Origin of the sequence: Micromonospora sp. NBC_01392 (assembly GCF_045040125.1) — a bacterium.
GTDB lineage: Bacteria > Actinomycetota > Actinomycetes > Mycobacteriales > Micromonosporaceae > Micromonospora.
This window is the reverse complement of sequence record NZ_CP109549.1, coordinates 5,775,253-5,797,430: the sequence shown is the minus strand read 5'-3', so window position 1 is coordinate 5,797,430 and position 22,178 is coordinate 5,775,253. Positions and strand designations below refer to the sequence as shown.

General features: G+C 71.8%; 23 protein-coding genes and 2 tRNA genes. 18 read left to right on the top strand and 7 right to left on the bottom strand.

Annotated features, from left to right (window positions below; genetic code table 11):
• Positions 1-93: 93 nt before the first annotated feature.
• The 3 genes from OG767_RS24985 (at position 94) to OG767_RS24975 (ending at position 6,236) form a co-directional block, all read left to right on the top strand.
• Positions 94-2,940 carry a carbohydrate-binding protein gene (locus OG767_RS24985; RefSeq protein WP_405090765.1) on the top strand — a complete coding sequence of 949 codons (2,847 nt, stop codon included), beginning with the start codon at positions 94-96 and terminating at the stop codon, positions 2,938-2,940.
• A 20-nt stretch (positions 2,941-2,960) separates the two neighbouring features.
• A complete protein-coding gene (locus tag OG767_RS24980) occupies positions 2,961-5,057 on the top strand; it encodes a ThuA domain-containing protein (RefSeq protein ID WP_405090764.1) in 2,097 nt (698 codons plus the stop codon).
• 171 nt (positions 5,058-5,228) lie between these two features.
• Positions 5,229-6,236 (top strand): sugar phosphate isomerase/epimerase, encoded by a 1,008-nt coding sequence (locus OG767_RS24975; protein WP_107155774.1) that lies wholly within the window; start codon positions 5,229-5,231, stop codon positions 6,234-6,236.
• 332 nt (positions 6,237-6,568) lie between these two features.
• Here OG767_RS24975 and OG767_RS24970 read toward each other — a convergent pair whose 3' ends face one another.
• A complete protein-coding gene (locus OG767_RS24970; protein ID WP_405090763.1) occupies positions 6,569-7,753 on the bottom strand; it encodes an ROK family transcriptional regulator in 1,185 nt (394 codons plus the stop codon).
• A 123-nt stretch (positions 7,754-7,876) separates the two neighbouring features.
• A complete protein-coding gene (locus OG767_RS24965; protein WP_107155776.1) occupies positions 7,877-8,269 on the bottom strand; it encodes a hypothetical protein in 393 nt (130 codons plus the stop codon).
• Between the two features lie 196 nt (positions 8,270-8,465).
• Here OG767_RS24965 and OG767_RS24960 point away from each other — a divergent pair.
• The 7 genes from OG767_RS24960 (at position 8,466) to OG767_RS24930 (ending at position 14,558) form a co-directional block, all read left to right on the top strand.
• Positions 8,466-8,538 (top strand) — tRNA-Asn (locus tag OG767_RS24960).
• Between the two features lie 169 nt (positions 8,539-8,707).
• A complete protein-coding gene (locus OG767_RS24955) occupies positions 8,708-10,843 on the top strand; it encodes an MMPL family transporter (RefSeq protein WP_405090762.1) in 2,136 nt (711 codons plus the stop codon).
• Positions 10,836-12,068 (top strand): FAD-dependent oxidoreductase, encoded by a 1,233-nt coding sequence (locus OG767_RS24950; protein ID WP_405090761.1) that lies wholly within the window; start codon positions 10,836-10,838, stop codon positions 12,066-12,068. Before OG767_RS24955 ends, OG767_RS24950 begins: the two co-directional genes overlap by 8 nt.
• Before the next feature lie 114 nt (positions 12,069-12,182).
• A tRNA-Ile gene (locus tag OG767_RS24945) sits at positions 12,183-12,259 on the top strand.
• A gap of 332 nt (positions 12,260-12,591) precedes the next feature.
• Positions 12,592-12,783, top strand: coding sequence for a type II toxin-antitoxin system HicA family toxin (locus tag OG767_RS24940; RefSeq protein WP_343445677.1), 192 nt, complete (start codon positions 12,592-12,594; stop codon positions 12,781-12,783).
• A 15-nt stretch (positions 12,784-12,798) separates the two neighbouring features.
• Positions 12,799-13,266 carry a type II toxin-antitoxin system HicB family antitoxin gene (locus OG767_RS24935; protein WP_405090760.1) on the top strand — a complete coding sequence of 156 codons (468 nt, stop codon included), beginning with the start codon at positions 12,799-12,801 and terminating at the stop codon, positions 13,264-13,266.
• Between the two features lie 950 nt (positions 13,267-14,216).
• Positions 14,217-14,558 carry a hypothetical protein gene (locus OG767_RS24930; protein ID WP_405090759.1) on the top strand — a complete coding sequence of 114 codons (342 nt, stop codon included), beginning with the start codon at positions 14,217-14,219 and terminating at the stop codon, positions 14,556-14,558.
• A 551-nt stretch (positions 14,559-15,109) separates the two neighbouring features.
• Here OG767_RS24930 and OG767_RS24925 read toward each other — a convergent pair.
• Entirely contained in the window at positions 15,110-15,844 is a 735-nt protein-coding gene (locus OG767_RS24925) for an LPXTG cell wall anchor domain-containing protein (RefSeq protein WP_405090758.1), read from the bottom strand.
• Positions 15,845-16,136: 292 nt separating this feature from the next.
• On the opposite strand from OG767_RS24925, the gene OG767_RS24920 reads away from it, so the two are divergent.
• Entirely contained in the window at positions 16,137-16,718 is a 582-nt protein-coding gene (locus OG767_RS24920) for a DinB family protein (protein WP_405090757.1), read from the top strand.
• 67 nt (positions 16,719-16,785) lie between these two features.
• Here the strand turns inward: OG767_RS24920 and OG767_RS24915 are convergent, their stop codons facing one another.
• Positions 16,786-17,337, bottom strand: coding sequence for a hypothetical protein (locus tag OG767_RS24915; protein ID WP_405090756.1), 552 nt, complete (start codon positions 17,335-17,337; stop codon positions 16,786-16,788).
• A gap of 165 nt (positions 17,338-17,502) precedes the next feature.
• On the opposite strand from OG767_RS24915, the gene OG767_RS24910 reads away from it, so the two are divergent.
• Positions 17,503-17,745 (top strand): hypothetical protein, encoded by a 243-nt coding sequence (locus tag OG767_RS24910; protein WP_405090755.1) that lies wholly within the window; start codon positions 17,503-17,505, stop codon positions 17,743-17,745.
• Between the two features lies 1 nt (position 17,746).
• On the opposite strand, the gene OG767_RS24905 is transcribed toward OG767_RS24910, so the two are convergent.
• Positions 17,747-18,148: a nuclear transport factor 2 family protein gene (locus tag OG767_RS24905; RefSeq protein ID WP_405090754.1), complete on the bottom strand. Its 402-nt coding sequence runs from the start codon at positions 18,146-18,148 to the stop codon at positions 17,747-17,749.
• Positions 18,149-18,209: 61 nt separating this feature from the next.
• Here OG767_RS24905 and OG767_RS24900 point away from each other — a divergent pair, with 61 nt between their 5' ends.
• Together OG767_RS24900 and OG767_RS24895 are read left to right on the top strand one after the other, a co-directional pair.
• Positions 18,210-18,644 carry a MarR family winged helix-turn-helix transcriptional regulator gene (locus OG767_RS24900; protein ID WP_405090753.1) on the top strand — a complete coding sequence of 145 codons (435 nt, stop codon included), beginning with the start codon at positions 18,210-18,212 and terminating at the stop codon, positions 18,642-18,644.
• Positions 18,641-18,985, top strand: coding sequence for an ester cyclase (locus OG767_RS24895; RefSeq protein WP_405090752.1), 345 nt, complete (start codon positions 18,641-18,643; stop codon positions 18,983-18,985). Before OG767_RS24900 ends, OG767_RS24895 begins: the two co-directional genes overlap by 4 nt.
• Before the next feature lie 37 nt (positions 18,986-19,022).
• Here OG767_RS24895 and OG767_RS24890 read toward each other — a convergent pair whose 3' ends face one another.
• Positions 19,023-19,646: an NAD(P)-dependent oxidoreductase gene (locus OG767_RS24890; protein ID WP_405090751.1), complete on the bottom strand. Its 624-nt coding sequence runs from the start codon at positions 19,644-19,646 to the stop codon at positions 19,023-19,025.
• Positions 19,647-19,748: 102 nt separating this feature from the next.
• Between OG767_RS24890 and OG767_RS24885 the strand changes: the two genes are divergently transcribed.
• From OG767_RS24885 to OG767_RS24875, 3 genes are all read left to right on the top strand, one after another.
• On the top strand, positions 19,749-20,138 hold the full coding sequence (locus OG767_RS24885) for a winged helix-turn-helix transcriptional regulator (protein WP_405090750.1): 390 nt from the start codon (positions 19,749-19,751) through the stop codon (positions 20,136-20,138).
• Between the two features lie 205 nt (positions 20,139-20,343).
• Positions 20,344-20,718 carry a VOC family protein gene (locus tag OG767_RS24880; protein ID WP_405090749.1) on the top strand — a complete coding sequence of 125 codons (375 nt, stop codon included), beginning with the start codon at positions 20,344-20,346 and terminating at the stop codon, positions 20,716-20,718.
• A gap of 139 nt (positions 20,719-20,857) precedes the next feature.
• Positions 20,858-21,016 carry a hypothetical protein gene (locus OG767_RS24875; protein WP_405090748.1) on the top strand — a complete coding sequence of 53 codons (159 nt, stop codon included), beginning with the start codon at positions 20,858-20,860 and terminating at the stop codon, positions 21,014-21,016.
• Positions 21,017-21,032: 16 nt separating this feature from the next.
• On the opposite strand, the gene OG767_RS24870 is transcribed toward OG767_RS24875, so the two are convergent.
• Complete coding sequence (locus OG767_RS24870) at positions 21,033-21,500, bottom strand: SRPBCC family protein (RefSeq protein WP_405090747.1); 468 nt, start codon at positions 21,498-21,500, stop codon at positions 21,033-21,035.
• Positions 21,501-21,539: 39 nt separating this feature from the next.
• On the opposite strand from OG767_RS24870, the gene OG767_RS24865 reads away from it, so the two are divergent.
• On the top strand, positions 21,540-22,124 hold the full coding sequence (locus OG767_RS24865; RefSeq protein ID WP_405090746.1) for a GNAT family N-acetyltransferase: 585 nt from the start codon (positions 21,540-21,542) through the stop codon (positions 22,122-22,124).
• Positions 22,125-22,178: the final 54 nt, after the last annotated feature.

The following is a 22,178-nucleotide window of genomic DNA, read 5'->3' as shown; positions in this document are numbered from 1 at the left end:
TAATGTCGTGGCCAGCACAACGCTCCCCCCTTTCGGCATCCGGCGCGACGCGCGCCCGGTCCTGGCTGCGCGCGTCAGGAAGGACTGCACGGCATGTCCAGCCACCCCCACCACCACCCCCACCCTCGGGCCCGACGACGGCTCGCCGCCGGCGCGGCGCTGCTGCTCGCGGTCACCGCCGGCACCGTCACGCTGGCCACGACGCCCGTCCCGGCGTCCGCCCACCCCATCTCGGCGAGTGACTTCCAGCAGGTCGAACTCGCCCGCGGCGTCGCCGAGACCGGCGAGCCGATCTCCCTCGCGGTGCTGCCCGACCGGTCGGTCCTGCACACCGCCCGCAACGGCACGCTGCGCCGCACCGACGCGGCCGGCGTCACCACCGTCATCGGCACGCTGCCGGTCTACACCCACGACGAGGAGGGGTTGCAGGGCGTCGGCGTCGACCCCGGCTTCACCACCAACCGGCACATCTACCTCTACTACGCGCCGCCGCTGTCCACCCCGGCCGGGGACGCGCCGGCCACCGGCACCGACTTCTCCGCCTGGCAGGGCGTCAACCGGCTCTCCCGGTTCACGCTCAACGCCGACTTCACGCTCAACCAGACCAGCAAGGTCGACGTGCTCGACGTGCCGGCCGACCGTGGACTCTGCTGCCACGTCGGCGGCGACATCGACTTCGACGCCGCCGGCAACCTCTACCTCTCCACCGGTGACGACACCAACCCGTTCGACTCCGCCGGCTACGCCCCGATCGACGAGCGGACCAACCGCAACCCCGGGTACGACGCGCAACGCAGCGCCGGCAACACCAACGACCTGCGCGGCAAGATCCTCCGCATCAAGGTCAACGCCAACGGCACGTACTCGATCCCGAGCGGCAACCTCTTCGCGCCCGGCACCGCGAAGACCCGCCCGGAGATCTACGCCATGGGCTTCCGCAACCCGTTCCGGATGAGCGTCGACAAGGCCACCGGCGTCGTCTACGTCGGCGACTACGGGCCGGACGCCGGCACCACCTCGGCGCGCGGCCCGTCCGGGCAGGTCGAGTTCGACCGGGTCACCGGGCCGGGCAACTACGGCTGGCCGTACTGCACCGGCACCAACACGGCCACCGAGACGTACGCCGAGTGGGACTTCGCCACCGGCACCGCCGGCGCGAAGTTCAACTGCACCGGCGGCCCGACCAACAACTCGTTCCGCAACACCGGCCTGACCACGCTGCCGGCCGCCAAGCCGGCCTGGATCCGCTACGCCGGCGACGCCGGCAGCCCGCCCGAGTTCGGCGGCGGCTCCGAGTCGCCGATGGGCGGCCCGGTCTACCGGTACGACGCGGCGAACCCGTCCACCACCAAGTTCCCGCAGTCCTTCGACGGGCAGTTCTTCGCCACCGAGTTCGGCCGCGGCTGGATCAAGCCGATCCACGTCAACGCGGACGGCTCACCCGGCACCATCGACGCGTTCCCGTGGACCGGCAAGCAGGTGATGGACTCCGCGTTCGGCCCGGACGGCGCCTACTACGTGCTCGACTACGGCACCGGCTACTTCAACGGGGACGCCAACTCGGCGTTGTACCGCTTCGACTACCTGGGCGGCGGCAACCGCGCCCCGGTGGCCCGCGCCGCCGCCGACAAGACCTCCGGCACCGCGCCGCTGACCGTGGCGTTCTCCTCGGCCGGCTCGTCCGACCCGGAGAGCGGCGCGCTGACGTACGCCTGGGCGTTCGGTGACGGTGGCACCTCCACGGCGGCCAACCCGTCGCACACCTACGCCGCCAACGGCCGCTACACCGCCACGCTGACCGTCCGCGACCCGCAGGGCGCCACCGGCACCGCCAGCGTCACGATCACCGTGGGCAACACCGCGCCGACCGTGGTCATCGAGACGCCCGGCAACGGCAAGCTGTTCTCCTTCGGCGACACGGTGCCGTTCCGGATCACCGTCACCGACCCGGAGGACGGCACGATCGACTGCACCAAGGTCAAGATGACCTACGTGCTCGGGCACGACCAGCACGGCCACCAGATCACCTCGGCCACCGGCTGCACCGGCACGATCGCCATCCCGGTCGACGGCGAGCACGACGACGCGGCGAACATCTTCGCCATCTTCGACGCCGAGTACACCGACGCCGGCGGCCTCACCACGCACACCCAGCACACGCTCCAGCCCCGGCACCGGCAGGCCGAGCACTTCAAGACCTCGTCCGGGATCAACACGTTCGACAAGGGCACCGCCGAGGGCGGCAAGACCGTCGGCGACATCAACAACGGCGACTGGATCGCGTTCCAGCCGTACCTGCTCGCCGACGCCACCGGCTTCACCGCCCGGGTCTCCTCGGCCGGCGCGGGCGGCACGCTCCAGGTGCGGGCCGGCTCCGCCACCGGCACCGTGCTCGGCTCGGCCACCGTCCCGGTCACCGGCGCCTGGGACTCGTTCACCACGGTCACCGGCACGATCACCAACCCGCCGGCCGGCACCACCACGCTCTACCTCACGTTCGCCGGCGGCACCGGGGCGCTCTACGACCTGGACGCGTTCACGTTCACCACGTCGAGCGTGCGCACCGGCCCGGTGAAGGGCCTGGCCGGCAAGTGCCTCGACGTGCGCAACGCGGCCACCGCCGACGGCACCCAGATCCAGCTCTACACCTGCAACGGCACCGCCGCGCAGTCCTGGACCGTGACGCCGAACTCGACGGTCAAGGCGTACGGCAAGTGCCTGGACGTCGCCGGTGGCGCCAGCGCCGACGGCACGAAGATCCAGCTCTACACGTGCAACGGCAGCGGCGCGCAGAACTGGTCGGCGCAGGCCGACGGCACCGTCCGCAACCCGCAGTCCGGCAAGTGCCTGGACGTGTCCGGCAACAACTCGGCCGACAGCACGCCGGTGCACCTGTGGACCTGCACCGCCGCCGCCAACCAGAAGTGGACGCTGCCGTGAGGATGGCAAGGAGAACACCGATGAGACTCCTCCGTACCGCGCTGGTGGCGGTGACCGCCGTCGCCGCCACCGTCGCCGGAACCCCGGCGAGCGCCGCCGACGCCCCGTACGACGTGCTGGTCTTCTCCAAGACCGCCGGCTTCCGGCACGACTCCATCGCGGTCGGCACGCAGACCGTCCGCGACCTGGGCGCGGCGAACAACTTCACCGTCACCGCGACCGAGGACGCCACCCAGTTCACCACCGCCAACCTGGCCCGCTTCGAGGCGGTGATCTTCCTCAACACCACCGGGGACGTGCTCAACGCGACCCAGCAGGCCGCGTTCGAGTCGTACATCGGCGGTGGCGGCGGATACGTCGGCGTGCACTCCGCCGCCGACACCGAGTACGACTGGCCGTTCTACGGCAACCTGGTCGGCGCGTGGTTCGCGTCCCACCCGGCGATCCAGCCGGCCACCGTCAAGGTGGAGGACCGGGCGCACGCCGCCACCGCGCACCTGCCGCAGCGGTGGAACCGCACCGACGAGTGGTACGACTACCGCACCAACGCGCGCTCCACCGCGCACGTGCTGGCCAGCCTCGACGAGTCCACGTACAGCGGCGGCTCGATGGGCGGCGACCACCCGCACGCCTGGTGCAAGACGTACAGCGGCGGCCGGTCGTTCTACACCGGCGGCGGGCACACCCAGGCGTCGTACGCCGAGCCCGCGTTCCGGGCGCACCTGCTCGGCGGCATCCGCTACGCCGCCGGCCGCACCAAGGCCGACTGCCGGCCGGAGACCGGCTACACCGCGCTCTACGACGGCGGCACCACCGGCTGGTCGCAGGCCGGGCCGGGCAGCTTCACCAACAGCGACGCCACGCTCACCTCGGTCGGCGGCATGGGCCTCTACTGGTACAGCGCGAAGCAGTTCACCAACTACTCGCTCAAGCTGGACTGGCGGCTGGCCGGCGACGACAACTCCGGGGTGTTCGTCGGCTTCCCACCGTCGAGCGACCCGAACTCGGCGGTGAACAACGGCTACGAGGTGCAGATCGACCCCACCGACTCGGCGGACAGGACCACCGGCGCGATCTACGGCTTCAAGTCCGCCGACCTGGCCGCCCGGGACGCGGCGCTGAACCCGGCGGGGGAGTGGAACACCTACGAGATCCTGGTCGAGGGCGAGCGGTTGCAGGTCTTCCTCAACGGCGTGCGCGTCAACGACTTCACCAACACCGACCCGGTCCGGTCGCTCGCCGGGCACATCGGCATCCAGAACCACGGCACCGGCGACGACGCGTCGTTCCGCAACATCCGGATCAAGGAACTGGGCGGCACCCCGCCGCCGGGCGGCACCACCACCGTCCAGGCCGAGGCGTTCAGCTCGGCCAGCGGCGTCAGCGCGTTCGCCAAGGCCGGCGCCAACGGCGGGCAGACCCTGGGGTACGTCGACCCGGGCGACTGGGCCGCGTACCAGAACCTGGACCTGACCGGCGTGACGTCGCTGCGGGCCCGGGTGGTCTCCGGCGGCCCCGGCGGCACCATCGGAGTGCGCACCGGCTCGCCGACCGGCTCGCTGCTCGGCCAGGTGGCGGTGCCGAACACCGGGAGCTGGACCACGTTCGCCGACGTCACCACCGCGTTGAGCGGGGTGCCGTCGGGGACCCAGACGGTGTACCTGACGTTCACCGGCAGCGGGTCCGGGCTGTTCGACGTGGACGACTTCACGCTGGTGCGGGGCGGCGGCACGGCCGGCACCGGCCCGGTGAAGGGCCTGGCCGGCAAGTGCCTCGACGTGCGCAACGCGGCCACCGCCGACGGCACCCAGATCCAGCTCTACACCTGCAACGGGTCCACGGCCCAGACGTGGACGGTGACCCCGAACGGGCCGGTGAAGGCGTTGGGCAAGTGCCTGGACGTCGCCGGCGGCGGCAGCGCCGACGGCACGAAGATCCAGCTCTACACGTGCAACGGCAGCGGCGCGCAGAACTGGTCGGCGCGGACCGACGGCACGGTCCGCAACCCGCAGTCCGGCAAGTGCCTGGACGTGTCCGGCAACAACTCGGCCGACGGCACGCCGGTGCACCTGTGGACCTGCACCGGGGCTGCCAACCAGCGCTGGACCCTGCCGTGAGGTAGGCCATAGAGTGGGGACGGCGACCGCGAGGTGGCCGGTGACCCGTCGGGAGGCGCAACCCGTCGGGCGCAGACGCTCACGCGTCCACCGGTGCCGGCCGTCGCCGTCCCCGGTCGCCCTCGCCCCGGCCCGCAACGGAATCCCCCATCACGACAGGGGAGAACGACAATGGCGCGACCCATCACGCTCTTCACCGGCCAGTGGGCCGACCTTCCGTTCGACGAGGTCTGCCGGCTCGCCGCCGAGTGGGGCTACGACGGCCTGGAGATCGCCTGCTGGGGTGACCACTTCGAGGTCGACAAGGCGCTCGCCGACGACTCGTACGTCGAGCGGAAGCGGGACACGCTCGCCAAGCACAACCTCCAGGTCTTCACCATCTCCAACCACCTGGTCGGGCAGGCGGTCTGCGACCACCCGATCGACGAGCGGCACCAGGACATCCTGCCGGCCCGGATCTGGGGCGACGGCGAGCCGGAAGGGGTGCGCCGCCGCGCCGCCGAGGAGATGAAGGACACCGCGCGGGCCGCGGCGAAGCTCGGCGTACGCACCGTCGTCGGCTTCACCGGCTCGTCCATCTGGCACACGCTGGCGATGTTCCCGCCGGTGCCGCCCGCCATGATCGAGCGCGGCTACCAGGACTTCGCCGACCGGTGGAACCCGATCCTGGACGTCTTCGACGAGGTGGGCGTGCGCTTCGCGCACGAGGTGCACCCCAGCGAGATCGCGTACGACTACTGGACCACGAAGCGCACGCTGGAGGCGATCGGGCACCGGCCGGCGTTCGGGCTCAACTGGGACCCGTCGCACTTCGTCTGGCAGGAGCTGGACCCGGTCAACTTCATCTTCGACTTCGCCGACCGGATCTACCACGTGGACTGCAAGGACGCGAAGGTCCGCACCGGCGACGGCCGGCGTGGCCGGCTCGCCTCCCACCTGCCCTGGGCCGACCTGCGGCGCGGCTGGGACTTCGTCTCCACCGGCCACGGCGACGTGCCGTGGGAGGACTGCTTCCGGGCGTTGAACGCGATCGGCTACGACGGCCCGATCTCGATCGAGTGGGAGGACGCCGGCATGGACCGCCTGGTCGGCGCGCCGGAGGCGCTCCAGTTCGTCCGCCGCCTCGCCTTCGACGCCCCCACCGCCGCGTTCGACGCCGCCTTCAGCAGCCGCGACTGACACCCTCGGCCCGGCCGACGTGCCCTCCGGCACGTCGGCCGCGGCAGCCCTGGCGCGGCCCCGGGCATTCCTCGCGGGGCCTACAACCTTGATGGCACAGACGAGTCGCCAACCGCCACGCCCCTCCCGCCCGCCGCCCTGGCCCCGCTCGCCCGGCGGTTGCCGTAGCTCCCTGGTCCGGTGGTTGTCGCGGCCCCGCTGGGCCCGCCGCCGGCCGCCCCGGTCTCGCTGGTCCGGCCGCCGCCGTTGCCCCCTGGCCTGCCCTGGTCGTGACCCACCTGCGCCATCAAGTTCGTAGGACGCGAGAGGCAAACGAGCGGCGTCGCACCGCGTCAACGGGTGGTGAAGACCTGGTCGCTGATCAGGCGGGCCGCGCCGATCAGGGCGGCGCGGTCGTCGAGGTCGGACAGGACGATCGGCATGCTGCCGGTGGCCAGCGGCGTGGAGCGCCGGTAGACCACGCCCCGGATCTCGGCGAGCAGGACCGGCCCGATGCCGGGCGCCGCGCCGCCGATGATGACGATGGCCGGGTTGACGAAGCTGACCAGCCCGACCAGCACCTGCCCGAGCCGGCGGGCGGCGTCCCGGACCAGCGTCTGCGCCGCCGGATCGCCAGCGGTCGCCGCCGCGGCCACGTCCGCCACCGTCAGCGCGCCGGCCGCCGCGAGCCGCTCCGCCAGCACCGTCGAGCGCCCGGCCCGCGCGGCCGTCACCGCCTCCCGGACCAGGGCGGCATCCCCGCAGTACGCCTCGACGCAGCCGGTGTTGCCGCAGCCGCAGAGCGGCCCGTCCTCGGTCAGCTGGAGGTGCCCGATGTCGCCGGCGCCGTTTGTCGCGCCCCGGTGGAGCGAGCCGCCGAGCACCAGCCCGCAGCCGATCGCGTCGCCGAGCTTGACGTACAGGAAGTCGTCGAACGGGCGGCCGGTGCCGGCGTGCGACTCGCCGAGCGCCATCGCGTTCGCGTCGTTGTCGACGTGCACCGGGCAGCCCAGCTCGGCGGCGAGCGTGTCGCGTACCGGGAACCGGTGCCAGCCGGGCAGCGCGGGCGGGGAGACGGGTGTGCCGTCGCTGACCGCCACCGGCGCGGGCAGCGCCACCCCGACGCCGGTCAGCCGGGTCAGCCCGGCCTCGGCCCGCAGCTTGCCGAGCAGCTCGACCGTCCGGCCGACCACCACCTCGGGGCCGAGCCGCACGTCGACGGGCTCGTCGATCCGGGTGAGCGGGTTCAGTTCACCGTCGGTGAGCGCGACCCGCAGCCGGCCGTCGCCGACGTGCACCGCGCCGAAGCGCACCTGCGCGCCGACCCGCAGCAGCGACGAGCGGCGACCACCCCGGGACGCGGCCGGCCCGGCGGTCTCCACCAGGCCCTGCGCGGCCAGCCGGTCCGCCTCGGCGGCGAACCGCGCCCGGGGCAGGCCGAGGACGTCGACCAGCTCGACCCGGGACCGGGGGCCGTCGTCGCGCAGCAGTCGCAGCAGCCGCGCCTGATCCGCGGTCTCCGGTCCGACCATCGTCATGTGATCGTCCACCTCCCCACCGGAGAATCTGCCACACCGGCGTCACGGCGGCGTGACGTGTGGGGAGGACACACGGGAGCGGGCCGGTCACCCGAGGGTGAGCCGGCCCGCTGTCCGTCTGTGTCAGAGGGTGCTGCTCGTACCGTTGGGCTTGGTGCTCGTGCCGGTCGTGGTCGAACCGGTCACGCCGGTCGAGCCCGTGCCGGTGGTGCCGGCCTTGCTGCCCACCGCGGCCGGCGTGCCGGCGAACGGCTTGTCGGCGTCGCTCAGCCCCGGCTTGCTGCCGTTGCCGGTCGAGATCTTCTCGCCGATCTTGGTCTGGCCGAGCTTGTCCTTGCCCTCGGAGTAGAGCCGGGTCGCCTGAGCCTGCGCGACGCCGGCCGCCTCCTGGACGGTCGGGTGGTCGAGCACCTTACGCCCGCGGACCACCAGCTCCTCGTACTTCTCGCGGCCGGCACGGGCGCCCAGGACGAACCCCGCTGCCAGCCCGCCAAGAAACATGATCTTTCCGCGCATGGCGGCTCCTTCCGTCCCTGAACTCTGTTGGTGGCTAACTACCCATCCTGCTCGCCGCTCATGCCTCCCTGTGCCGAGATGACGATTTATCCCGATTCTGCGCCGCCGGCAAACCCCCTGGCGCGTCACCCCCCGATGTCCTGTATTCTTTTCCCGTCGCACGGCGCGGGGAAGATCCGAGCCGGGCGGTGCACGGTCCCCTGTAGCTCAATTGGCAGAGCAGCCGGCTGTTAACCGGCAGGTTATTGGTTCGAGTCCAATCGGGGGAGCTTCGCTCCACCTCACGCCCGTCGGCCACGCCGACGGGCGTTTCTCATTGCCGGTTCCCGTACGGCCGCCCGGTTTCCGCCCGCGAACGCCGCTTCGGACGGCAGGATGGTCGGGGTCGACTTAGACTCCCGCTGCGTCGATTGTTGCGTCGATCCGAGGGTGGTGGAGATGGCCGCAGGACGCAGCCGCTGGACCGCGACGCTGATCGCGGTGGCGGTGGTGCTCGGCTGGCTGATCGTCGGCGGCGTCGCCGGCCCGTACGCCGGCAAGCTCGGCGACGTCGCCACCAACGACAACGCGTCCTTCCTCCCGGCCGACGCCGAGGCCACCCGCGCCCAGGACCTCGCCGCCGGCTTCGTCGACCGGGAGACCACCCCGGCCCTGGTCGTCTACGAGCGCACCAGCGGCATCACCGCCGCCGACCAGCAGCGCATCCAGGCCGACGCGGCCCGCTTCGCCCAGGTGCCCGGCGTGGTCGGCCCGCTGCCACCGCCGGTCGTCAGCCAGGACAGGCAGGCCGCCCAGGTGATCGTCCCGATCGACAGCGCCGAGGGCGAACAGATCCGCAGCGTGGTCGACCAACTGCGGGCCATCACCGGCCCGGACCGCGACGGGCTCACCGTCGACGTGGCCGGCCCGGCCGGCCTGCTCGGCGACCTGATCGAGGTGTTCTCCGCCATCGACGGGCCACTGCTGCTGGTCACCCTGGTCGTGGTGCTGATCATCCTGCTGATCGTCTACCGCAGCCCGGTGCTCTGGGTCTTCCCGCTGCTGGCCGCCGGGATGTCGTACTCGCTGGCCGCCGTCATCGTCTACCAGCTCGCCAAGCACGACGTGGTCAAGCTCAACGGGCAGGCGCAGGGCATCCTCACCGTGCTCGTCTTCGGCGCCGGCACCGACTACGCGCTGCTGCTCATCGCCCGCTACCGGGAGGAACTGCACCGGCACGAACGCCCCTGGGACGCGATGAAGGCCGCCTGGAAGGGCGCCGCCCCGGCCATCATCGCCTCCGGCGCCACCGTCATCGTCAGCCTGCTCTGCCTGCTGCTGTCCAGCCTCAACTCCAACCGGGCGCTCGGCCCGGTCAGCGCCGTCGGCATCGCCGCCACGTTGCTGGTGATGCTGACGTTCCTGCCCGCCCTGCTGGTGCTCGGCGGCCGGTGGGCGTTCTGGCCCCGGCGCCCCCGGCACGACGACGCCGACCCGCGTACCGAGCACGGCCTCTGGGGGCGGATCGCCGGCTTCGTGGCGCGCCGCGCGCGTACCGTCTGGATCGTCACCGCCGTGGTGCTGGCGGCCCTCGCGATCGGGGTGACCCAGCTCGGCGCCACCACCCTCGGCCAGTCCCAGCTCTTCACCCAGCGCACCGACTCGGTGGCCGGCCAGGAGGTCATCGACAGGCACTTCCCGGCCGGCACCGGCAGCCCGGCCACCATCTTCACCGAACAGGCCGCCGCGCAGCGGGTCGCCCAGGTGGCCCAGGGCGTCAAGGGCGTCGCCTCGGTGGCGCCGCTCGGCCAGCAGGGCCAGAACGCGCCACCCGACCCGAACGCCCCGCCCAAGGTCGTCGACGGCCGGGTGCAGCTCAACGTGACGCTCGCCGACCCACCCGACAGCAACGGGGCTGAACAGACCATCCGGGACCTGCGCGAGGCCGTGCACGCGGTGCCCGGGGCGGACGCCGTGGTCGGCGGCTTCACCGCCATCAACGTGGACACCGCCGACGCGTCCGTCCGGGACCGCAACGTGATCATCCCGGTGGTGCTGCTGGTCATCGCGATCATCCTGGCGCTGCTGCTGCGCGCCCTGGTCGCCCCGGTGCTGCTGATCGCCACCGTGGTGCTGTCGTTCCTGGCCACGCTCGGCCTCTGCGCGCTGCTGTTCAGGTACGTCTTCGACTTCCCCGGCGTCGACCAGTCCTTCCCGCTGTTCGCCTTCGTGTTCCTGGTCGCGCTCGGCATCGACTACAACATCTTCCTGATGAGCCGCGTCCGCGAGGAGTCGGTACGGCGCGGCACCCGCGCCGGGGTGCTGGCCGGCCTGGCGGTCACCGGTGGCGTCATCACCTCCGCCGGCATCGTGCTCGCCGCCACGTTCTCCGCGCTCGCCGTGCTGCCGCTCGTCGTGCTGGTGGAGCTGGGCGTGGCGGTCGCCGTCGGGGTGCTGCTCGACACCATCGTGGTCCGCTCGCTGCTGGTGCCCGCGCTCGCGTACGACATCGGGCCGAAGGTGTGGTGGCCCAGCCGCCTGTCCCGGTCGCACCGTGACGGCGACCGCGCCGGAGCGGGGGTGGACCGTGCCTGACACCGACGTGGTCGTCGTCGGCGGCGGCCTGGCCGGCCTCGCCGCCGCCCGCCGGCTGCACCGCGCCGGGGTGTCGTGGCGACTGCTGGAGGCCGGCGACCGGCTCGGTGGCCGGGTCGCCACCGACGAGGTCGACGGCTTCCTGCTGGACCGCGGCTTCCAGGTGCTCAACACCGCCTACCCCCGGCTCGGCGCGCTGCTCGACCTCGACGCGCTCGACCTGGGCTGGTTCACCTCCGGCGTGCTGGTACGCCGCGGCGACCGGCTGGCCCGGCTGGTCAACCCGCTGCGCGAGCCCACCGGCGCGCCCGGCGCGCTGACCGCCGGCGTCGGGTCGCTGCGCGACCGGCTGCGCCTGGCCGCGCTCGCCGCCGGCTGCGCCACGCTGCCCGTCGGGCGGCTGCTCGACGCCACGGAGACCAGCACCGAGACGGCGCTACGCCGGGCCGGGCTCTCCGACGCGATCATCGAGGAGCTGATCCGGCCGTTCCTGGCCGGCGTGCTGCTCGACCGCGAGCTGGCCACCTCCAGCCACGTGTTCGCGATGATCCTGCGCTCCTTCGCCAGGGGCCGGATCGGGCTGCCCGCGCAGGGCATGGGCGCGCTGCCCCGAGCCGTCGCCGCGCCGCTGCCCGCCGAGCAGATCACGCTGCGCACGCCGGTCACCGGCGTCGCGCCCGGCCGGGTCCGCACCGAGGCCGGCGAGATCACCTGCCGCGCCGTCGTGGTCGCCGCCGACCCGCCGGCGGCGGCCACGCTGCTGCCGGCCGTCGAGCGGGTACGCATGCACGCGTACACCACCTACTACCACCGCACCGACGCGCCGCCGCTGGACGAGCCGATCCTGCTGCTCGACGGCGACCGCCGGGAGCTGGTCGTCAACACGGTGGTGATCAGCAACGCCGCCCCCACGTACGCGCCGGCCGGCCAGCACCTGGTGGCCACGTCGGTGGTCGGCCCGCAGGCCCCGCCCGAGCCGGTGATCCGCCGCGAGCTGGACCGCCTCTACGGCCGGTCCACCGCCGACTGGACCCACCTCACCACCGTCTCGGTGCCCGACGCGCTGCCGGCCGCCCCGCCGCCGCAGGGCCGGCTGCGCAAGCCGGTGGCGCTCGGCGACGGCCTGTTCGTGGCCGGCGACCACCGCGACAGCCCGTCCATCCAGGGCGCGTTGGCCAGTGGCTGGCGCACGGCCGGCGCGGTGCTCGACGAGTTGCGGGGTTGATTCGGCGCTCGGCTGCTCGCTGTTATCCTCACGTTGCTCGTCGTGGGCATGGCGGCGGCGTACGCCGTCGTAGCCCGTGATCGATCGGCGGGTTACGATCCGACGCGCGGTGACGGGGCGGTAGCTCAGCCGGTTAGAGCAGGGGACTCATAATCCCTCGGTCGCGGGTTCGAACCCCGCCCGCCCCACCAGCGCAAAAGTCCGTCTAAAGATCATCTAAAAGGAGCTCTCGGTGCACGGCAGGCACCGGCTCCGACGGTTGCGTGTCGACCACCGATCGCACTCGTGAAGTGAGCCCTTGGCGGGTTGCAACCAGGCCTTCGCCGTGCGGCATCGCGATTGCCCGCCTCGCCCGCGTAGCCAGGCGGTGCGCTCGTCGCGTGACGTGTCGCCGGCGCGGTAGCAGCATTCGATTCGCAGTGAACTTTCGGCGTCGGCTGGAAGTCCTCGTTCAGGCGGGCGCTCCCATGTCATCAAGTCAAGCCTGCTTTACTGTCATTGTCTACTACACTAGACTTACCACGTGAAGCGAACCGACCTGATCAACCGGATCGGCAAGGCCGCCGCCGACGCGGGCATCACCTTCGAGAAGCTTCGCGAAGGAGGCAGCCACACCATCTACCGGTACGGCTCGCAGAACGTCGTCATACCCCGACACAAGGAGATCAACGAACTCACGGCGCGGGGCATCCTGCGCTCTCTCGGCTTGAGGTAGAAGGGACTACCGCCGATGAAGTACACCGCAACGTGTGTCCGCTCCGGCGGCTGGTGGGCCATCACCGTCCCGGAGATCACGGGCGTCTTCTCTCAGGCCCGCCGCCTGGACCAGGTCGAAAAGATGGCACGGGAAGCGATCGCGCTCATGCTCGACGTCAAGCCCGACAGTTTTGACGTGGAGGTGCAGCCCGAAGTCCCGAGGGAAGTCACCAGAGCGCGCAAGGCGCGTATCGCGCTGCGCGAGGCCGAACAGTCTGCCGACAAGGCCACCGTCGCTGCGGCCCGAACGCTGCTCGACAAGGGTTACACAGTCCGCGACGCGGGTGCCCTGCTCGGCATCTCCGCTCAGCGGGTGTCGCAGCTGGCGCCGAAAAAGGCACCAGCCAAGGTGGCAAGCCGCAAGGTGGTAACCGGCCGCGCAAGTAAGAGCAACAAGGGCGAGAAGCCTGGCGTCAAACCGGACCACGAAGTCGCCGCCTGATCTTCACCGCACGCCCCGGACCTCTCGCAGGTCCGGGGCCTCTTGGCTGTCGAAGCACGTGTCAGACAGAGCACCCAACCACCCGCTCGCGGCGCGGGCCCGCGACGCCCGCGCCGAAGGTGCCTACCGGCACAGTCGACACCACGCCCACGCGCCTGAACTCCGGTCCCCAACGGCCCGGCCGAGGTGGCACCGTCGCCATGACGTTCCCCGTCCGATGCCTGCGCTGCGTGCCGGGATCTACGACCTCGGCATGGGGGACCGCCCGGGAAACCGACCGCTCCGTGTGGAGGACCCGTGCTGCGGGCAGGTGGTCGACGACCGGGGTGAAACCGGGTGGACGAACCGCCCCGACGACGAGCGCATCGACAAGGAAACGCGAAACCGTGGCAAGTCGACGCCTACGGCAACCCGAACTTCCGGCTCCGGTGCGAGGTGTACTGACGGTCCCACATCGGCGATACCCGGATTGGTGCTGCTGACGGTCAGCTCAGAGCCGCCACCATCCGGGCACACCCGTTGTCGCCTCCGCGACGTACCTGAGCCTCGAACCAACCCGCCAGGGCAGCATCGGCAACTCACACACCAGCCGGGGAGAAACCTTGACCGACCCGTACACGCCGCCGCCCGCCCAACCGCCAACGCAGCCTCTCACCTTCGCCTCCCCGCCCGCCCCCGGCGGCAAGCGGCGGAACCCGCTGGTGTGGATAGCCGGCGGTCTGGGGGTGCTCGTCCTCCTTTGCTGCGGTGCGGGCGCGGTCGGTGCCGCCCTCGACGACAGCAAGCCCGCCGCTCAGACCAGCCCGAGCGTGAGCACACCCACGGCCACAGCAACGGCGGCACCCACCACCGCGGTACCCCCAACCGTTGCCCCGGCCACTCCCGCCGCGGCGGCGAGCAGCAAACCCGCCCCGACGAGGACCACCCCGCCGGCCAAGCCGAAGCCGGTTGTGTACGGGAAGCTCACCGAGCGGCAGTGGAAACTCATCGCCAAAAACCCGGACAGCTACACCGGCCGCACGTACGTCGTGTACGGGCAGGTCACCCAGTTCGACGCCGCGACCGGCACCGACGCGTTCCGCGCCAACGTCGGCGGCCGGAACCTCACCTACGAGTTCGAGTACGACACGAACACCCTGTTGCAGGGCGACGCCGGCCGGCTCTCCGACCTGGTGCAGGACGACGAGTTTCAGGCGAAGGTGACCGTGCTCGGGTCGTTCTCGTACGACACCCAGATCGGCGGGGAGACGACGGTTCCGCTGCTGCGCGTCGACTCCATCAAGGTCCTGTAACCGGATCCCGTCCGCCAGTTGGGCGGGCTTCACGCAGCCGCCCTTCACGGTCGAGGGCGTTTGCCTGCTTGAGGAGGTCATCGTGGACGGATACGTGCCGTTGCCGGCGCCTCGCCAGCGCATCGCTGACCCGGCCATGCCGTATGGCGAGTATCGGTGGCAGCCAAGCTAGCGGCCATCCGCAGCCCGCCGGCCACTGCTGGGCGACAACGCTCGCACCTCCGCGAGGATCACCGCCGGAGTGCTCGGCCTGGTCGTGACGACTACGGTGCTGGTCGCGCTGCCGATTCTGCTGTGCCCGTTTGCCACGTTAGGGTTGGCGGCGGTGGGGATTGTGGCACGTCGGGGTGGACGGAAGCCGCAGCAGCGTCTGCTATGGGCCTATTGAGGCAAGCTACAGAACCTCATGGGAGGTGGTCCCGCGGCCACCACCCGACACATCAGCGGCCCCGGCACTCGCCGGGGCCGCTTCCTGTCAGGCGGACACCGCCCATGAACCCGCGCCCCCGCCCCGCTGGCCTGACTGCCGGGGCGTCACTCCGTCGCGCGAGCTATGCCACGAAGCGGGCGCGGCGCCGGCGCCCGATCACGTAGCCCACGCCACCGAGGAGCAGCAGCGTGCCGCCGATGCCGGCCACGGTCGCGGTGTCGGAACCGGTCACCGGCAGCCCGCCGCCCTCGCCGCCGGGAGCGCCCGGGCTGACGGAGGGGGCAGCGGTCGGCACGACCGTCGTCGAGGCGCTGGGCGTGGCGCTCGCCGTCGGCGTGGGCTGAACCGTCGGCGTCGCCGTCGGAGTCGGCTGAGCCGCGCAGTCGAGCGCACGGGCGTCGTACAGGCCGGTGTTCAGGAAGGCCAGGAGGACGTCGATGGACCCATCGTCGAGTGCCTTCTGGGTCGCGGCCCGCACGTTGGGACCGGCGCCGGTCATGGCCTGGTTCGTCTTGACGCGCAGGTCCGTCTGCCAACGGCCCTGCACGTCCGACTTGAGGAACGCACGCAGATCGTCAGCGGTGCCGTTCAGCCGGTCCTCGATGGCCTTGGGGAGAACGGGCAACGATTCGGCGCTCGCCTCGGCCAGGAGCCGGTAGGCCAACAACCGCAACTCGGTGTTGGTGGCGGTGTCGAGATCGATGGTGATGAGCTCGCGGAAGTCCTTGTAGACCTTGCGCTCGATCGTCAGGCAGCCCGGGTCCAACCCGGGCACCTGAGCCTGAGCCGCCGCCGGCGCAGCCGGAATCAGAAAAGCCAGCGCCACCAGGACGCCGGCGAACAACTTCCATCGCACGTGGATGGTCCTCCCCGTTGTAGGCAAAAACATGGGGATGCTACCGACAACGGGCGGACCGCACTGCCCCATAAGATCGACATGCGGCGGTGACGGACGGATGCGAACTCTTCGCGGCGGTAGCCCGTGACCGCTGTCCGCCTCCTGCGGAGGACAGGCGTCAGCGGTCAGTTGGCGCCATGCGTTCCTCGTACACCTGGATCTCGGTCCGGAACCGATGCGCGGCCCACCCTGACGCCATTCGTCGGGGCCAGGACTGCGCAGCCAGGGGTGATGCCGCATGCTGTCCGCCATGGCGATCTTCGACCCCAAGGCCGACCTGCTCGACTACCTGCGCGGGGCGCGCAGCGTGCTGGTGTGGAAGCTCGACGGGCTGGGCGAGTACGACATCCGCCGCCCGCTGACGCCCACCGGCACGAATCTGCTGGGCCTGGTCAAGCACCTGGCCCGAGGTGAGTTCGGCTACTTCGGTGAGACCTTCGGTCGGCCGAGTGACGCCGTTCCACAGTGGCCGGCGGGTGAGGAGACGTGGGAGACGTGGGCCCTGCCGACCGAGTCGCGCGAGTCCGTCATCGAGCTGTACCGACGGTCCTGGGCGCACGCGGACGCCACGATCGAGGCGTTGCCGCTGGACGCGGTCGGTCGGGTGCCCTGGTGGGGTGACGGCGGCGCGGTGACGCTGCACCACGTCCTGGTGCACATGACCGCCGAGACGCAGCGCCACGCCGGTCACGCCGACATCGTCCGTGAGCTGATCGACGGCGCGGTCGGTCTGCTCCCCACCATGACGAACGTGCCGGCCCTGGACCCGGCGACCATGGCTGAGCATCGGGACATGGTGGAGCGGAACGCGCGGGAGGCCGCCGGGCGCTGAGGTCTGCTCGGGCCAGCCGCCATCTCGTCCCTGACCGTGGCGACCGGCCAGTCGCAGTCGGCGGCAGTCATCTCCGGCTGCGCCCAGCGGCGTCGAGCGACCTGCCCAGCCGGTACCGCAACGCGCGCACCTGACCGATCGACAAGACCACCTGGGCGCCTCCTGTGTCGTCGGTCGCGTTCAGTACCACCACCGGTTCGGCAGCGGCGTGACCGGCCTGCACCAGCGCCACGGCGACCAGGTACGCCTCCGGCCGGCTGGTGTTGATCTCTGATGTCCGTGACCGGTGCTCTCCCCGCTGGGCGCAGTCGTGCCGGTCGCACCACCGGGGATGCCGGTCGTCTGCCCCCCACATGCCGGTGGGGAAGAGGTGAACGTGTCCGCACATCCGCACCACGCCGGGCGGCAGGTTCCATGACATGGACGCGGTCAAGCCGGCTGCCGTGATGGCGCGCGCCGCCGCCTCCGGGTGGGTGCGACAGACGTAGGCGACGCCGTCCAGCGACTCGGTGAGGAGGTCGCTGTAGATCTCGATTCGACCAACCGCCGGTGCTCCACAATCAGCCAGCCTGAACGGTAGATCGCGCATGGTGCGTACCTCCGATGCGATCAAGGCCACGACCAGCGTTCCCGACGCGAGCCGAGGGCGGCTCTCTCCAAGCCAAGCTGACTCTACGGGAGTTAGGCCCAATCATGCATCAACTCATTTGGCCTAACCTGTGCCCCGCAACAGTTGGCCCAAAGGGCTGCCGGCGAAGATGGCCTAGTGGATCTCGATGGGGCCATGCGGGCACTGCGGGACGCCGAAGAGGCGCTACCCGGTGCTGACGAGCGTGCCGCGCAGGCCGCCCGGCAGATCAAGGCCGAGGCTCGCGCCCGGGTCGAGGCGGCCCGCGTCGAGCTGCATCGCGTCATGGTGGCGGAGTACCGGGCCGGCGCCCGCCAGGTGGACCTCATTCGCCGCACCGGCTACAGCCGCGAGCGGGTCCGGCAGATTCTGCGGGCCGCCGGCGTCGAGGGGGACTGACTCAGGGTCGCAGGGGCGTGCGGCGGGGGATCACCTTCCGGTGCGCGATCCGCCACCCGGCACCCTCGCGGCGGACGACGTCCTCGTACACGACGCTGCCGACCGACCCGTCGGTGTGGATGCCGAGCCCCTTCGACACCGCTCGGACCGTGCCGTCCGCGTCCTCGGTCACGTGGACGTTGGTGACGTGGTGCCCGACCGGATTGCGGTCCCCCAGGGCGAGGGCCGCACTCCTGATCGCCTCGTGGCCGTGCAGCTCGCCGAATCCGAAGGCCGTCACGTCGTAGACCACGTCGGCGGTGAACAGCTCGCCCATCCGGTCGAGTTCGCCGGCGTCCACGAGATGCCCGTGCAGGGCCAACAGCTCGTGGATCGCCACCCGGTCCGCCACCGGCAACGTCATCGGTCGCCCCCTCGTCGCGCGATCTCTTGATGCTATCAAGAGTTGACGATATAAAGAGACCGTGACCGACGAGACGTCCGAGGACGCCTTCTTCCGGGAGTTGGGCGGCACCTGCGCCGAGCTGCGGCAGGCGTTCGCCCGACACGTGGGCCTGAGCCCGCAGCGCGTGCAGGTGCTGGTCCGGCTGCGACGCGCGGGGGAGACCAGTCACCGCGACCTGCGCCGGGCGTTGGGCATCGACGGCGCGAGCATCACCCGGCTGGTCAAGGAGTTCGAGGCCGAAGGGCTGGTCGGCCGCCGTCTCGACCCGGCGGACAACCGCTACACCCTGGCCGCGTTGACCCCCACCGGCGTACGCGTGGCCGACGACCTGGTGCGGGCCCACCAGGCGTACCAGGAGCGGCTGCTCGACGGCGTCACCGCACGCGACCGGCAGACCGTGCGGCGCGTCCTGCAACGCGTCCGGGCCAACGCGACCGAACCGGACGGCCGGTGACCGACGACGGGCGCGCCGTGGCCCGGCGCATGTACGCGGCGTTCAACAATCGTGACTACGACGCCGTGCCGGGGATCTTCGCGGCGGACTTCCGCAGTCATCCGCTGGGGACCACCGGGCCGGAGCACGTGGCGGCGGCCTGGCGGCGGTTCCACGAGGCGGTCCCGGACGTCCGGGTCGTCGTCGAGGACATGGTCGTCGAGGGGGACCGGGTCGCGGTCCGCACCAGCGTGCACGGTGTGCCCGGGCAGCCGCCGTCGACCATGCTGGAGTTCCTCCGGGTACGCGACGGGCGCATCGCCGAAGTCTGGGGCCTGTCGGCCCTCCACCGCGAACACTGACCAGCCTCGTCGGGACGGGACCCGGCCGGCTCGGGGCTCACGCCTCCCGGACGCTCGCGGTGCCCCGTAGGTGGCGGGGCGCCTCGATCTCGTCGAGCAGCGCGATCGCGAAGTCCGGGTAGCTGATCCGGCTGGCCGGATCGCCGTGCGCGGCGAACTCGTAGCGGCCGGTGCGGACTCCGTCGTGGTCGAAGTCGCCGGCGGGCGCCACGTACGACCAGTCGAGGTCGCCGTGTCGCAGCTCGGCGAGGCCCGCCGCGTGGCCGAGGAAGAACGGGCGGTACTCGCTCGGGTAGCCGGGCTCGTCCATCAGGGGCGCGCCGGACGGCCCGGGGAGGACCGGTGCGAGACCGACCACCACCAGGCGGCGTACGCCCGCCTCGGTCAGCCCGGCGGCCAGCGCGCGCGACGACGCGGGGAAGAAGTCCTGCGGTGGCACGGTCAGGTCCGCCGCCGCGCTGATCGCCGCGTCCTGCCCGGCGGCGACCCGCGCCACGCTGTCCGGGTCGAGGACGTCGCCGGCCACCACCGGCGCGTCGATCGGGTCGCGGTGCCGGGCGGGGTCGCGTACCACCGCGGTGACCTGGTGGCCGCGCCGCCGCGCCTCGGCCACGGCCCGGCGTCCGGCGCGACCGCCGGCGCCGAAGATCACGATGTTCATGAGAAGACGCCTCTCACCAGGGCCGGAGCCCTGTGCCCGGCCGGTGCGCCGACGGTATCGACGGGCCTGGTTACCTCGGGGATACCGGCTATCGTGAGCCGCATGAGGCAACCGTTGCCCGCCGACATGTTCGACGAGCTGTGCCCGTCCTCGCTCAACCCGATCCGGTTCGGTGACAAGTGGGCGGCGCTCATCATCCGCTGCCTCGAAGGCGGGCCCCGGCGCTTCTCCGAGCTGCGGGTGCCGCTGCGCCGCGTCACCCCGAAGGTGCTCACCGGCTCGCTGCGCGCCCTGGAACGGGACGGTCTGGTGACCCGCACCGTCCACCCCGGACGCGCCGTCGAGTACGAGCTGACGCCGGTGGGCCGCAGCATGCTCGAACCGATCGCGGTGGCGTGCGCCTGGACCGAGCGGCACTGGGACGAGCTGCTCGACGCGCGCGAGTCGTACGACGCCGCGGCGCCTCCCGACCGGCGGGCCCGGCCGGCGTGACGATTGCGCCTGTCGACCGGGCCGACTAGCGTCAGCGTTCGTGAACACCGGACCGGCCCGAGGCCATGCACGGATTGGTGATCCGGTGGAGGTCTGACCGCGCCACGGGTGCGCCACGGGCACCCGCCAGGTCGGGCCCGCGGACCTCCCCGCCGCTCGCGCACCGATGGTTCCCATTCGTGTCGAGCACCGTGAGGTCAACCGCATGACCGTTTCGTTCAACCACACCATCGTCGCCGCGCGGGACCGCCACGCGTCGGCCCGGTTCTTCCGGGAACTGCTGGAGCTGCCGGAGGCGCCGTCCTGGGGTCCGTTCACCAACGTGCAGCTCTCCGACGGCGTGCTGCTCCAGTTCGCCGAGCCGCCGGTGGAGATCCAGATGCAGCACTACGCGTTCCTGATCGACGACGACCTGTTCGATCGGGCGTACCAGCGGCTGTGTGACCAGGGCGTCGAGCACTGGGCCGATCCGCAGATGCGTCGACCCGGTGAGATCAACAACGAGCACGGTGGCCGGGGCGTCTACTTCAAGGACCCCGGGGGCCACGCCATCGAGCTGATCACCCGTCCGTACCTGTAGTTCGGACGGGGTGCCGGCCGGGCGCCGAAACCGGTGTCCGGCCGGCACGTCAGCCCGTCGGGCCGCAACCCGGCCAGCCGATCGCCCGGCTCTGTGGGACGCTGACGGCGTGGCCCGACAGTCGACGGCATGGTCCCGGATGTCCACGCGGCAGCGTCGCGTGGTCGGGGTCGCGCTGGGCCTGGCGGTCGGCGGCGTCGTGCTCGCGCTGGCGGTCGATCCGGCACTCGGGGCGATGGTCATCTCGGCGGCGTCGCTGGTCGCCCTCTTCACCGTGGTGTTCACCCCGCCGGCCTGAGACGGCGTCCACGTCGTCAGCGCGGCGATTCGACGTACGCGGCCAGGTTGGCCAGCGAGGACGCGATGCCCTCCTCGTGCACCGCCTGGTCGATGCCGGGTGGCACGCCGGTCGCGGTGACGGTCACCTCGGTCGCGTCGCCGACCGCGGCCAGGTGCCAGGTCAGGGTCATGATCCCCGCGTACGCCGGGTCGTCGGCCTCGAACACCGCGGTCTGCACCACCCGCTCCGACCGGACCAGGTCGGCGAACCCGACGTCGACGACGTCCGTCGCGTCCGACGTCTTGCCCGGGCTGCCGGTGGGGTCGAGGTAGGTGAGCGCCATCCGGAAGCCGCCACCGGGGCGGGGATCCCACCGCTCGATCCGCCCGCGCATGCCGTCCGGCGGCAGCCACGCCTCCAGCGCGTCCCGGTGCAGAAGCGCGTCGTAGACCGTCGCCGGCGCCGCGGCGATCGTCCTGCTCGCCCGATCGATCCTGCTCACCACTCGATTCTAGGAGCCGGCCGAGTGGAGGATGGGCGGGTGAGATTTCCCCTCTCGACGCCGCCCGCCATTCCCGCCGGCACCCTCGCGTCCGGTCCACAGCCGACGCTCGCGGTCGGCGACGATCTCGTCCTGCGGCCGTGGCAGGGGTCCGACGCGTCGGCGTTCCTCGCCGCCTACCAGGATCCCGAGATCCGCCGCTGGCACACCCGCCGACCCGACTCCGAGGACCAGGTCCGCGACTGGTTCGCGTACTACCGCCAGGCGTGGCGCCAGGAGACGGCGGCGAGCTGGGCGATGACGTACGGCGGCGGTGAGCCGCTCGGGCGCATGGTCCTCGGCGCCATGGACCTCGGCGACGGGGTGGCGGTGTGCGCGTACTGGGTGGCGCCGGCCGCCCGCGGCGCGGGCGTGGCCTCCCGGTCGCTGCGGGCGGTGAGTGACTGGGCGCTCGGCGCCGGCTTCCACCGTCTCGAACTCGACCACTCGACCCGCAACCAGGCGTCCTGCCGGGTCGCCGTCAAGGCCGGATTCCGGGCCGAGGGCACCAGGCGCAACGCCGCCGTCCACCCGGACGGACGACACGACATGCACCTGCACGCCCGCGTCCGCGGCGACGCGTAGTCCAGCTGGACAGCGGCTGCCACGGGCACGCCGCGCTCGGCTGTTCGCGGGGAT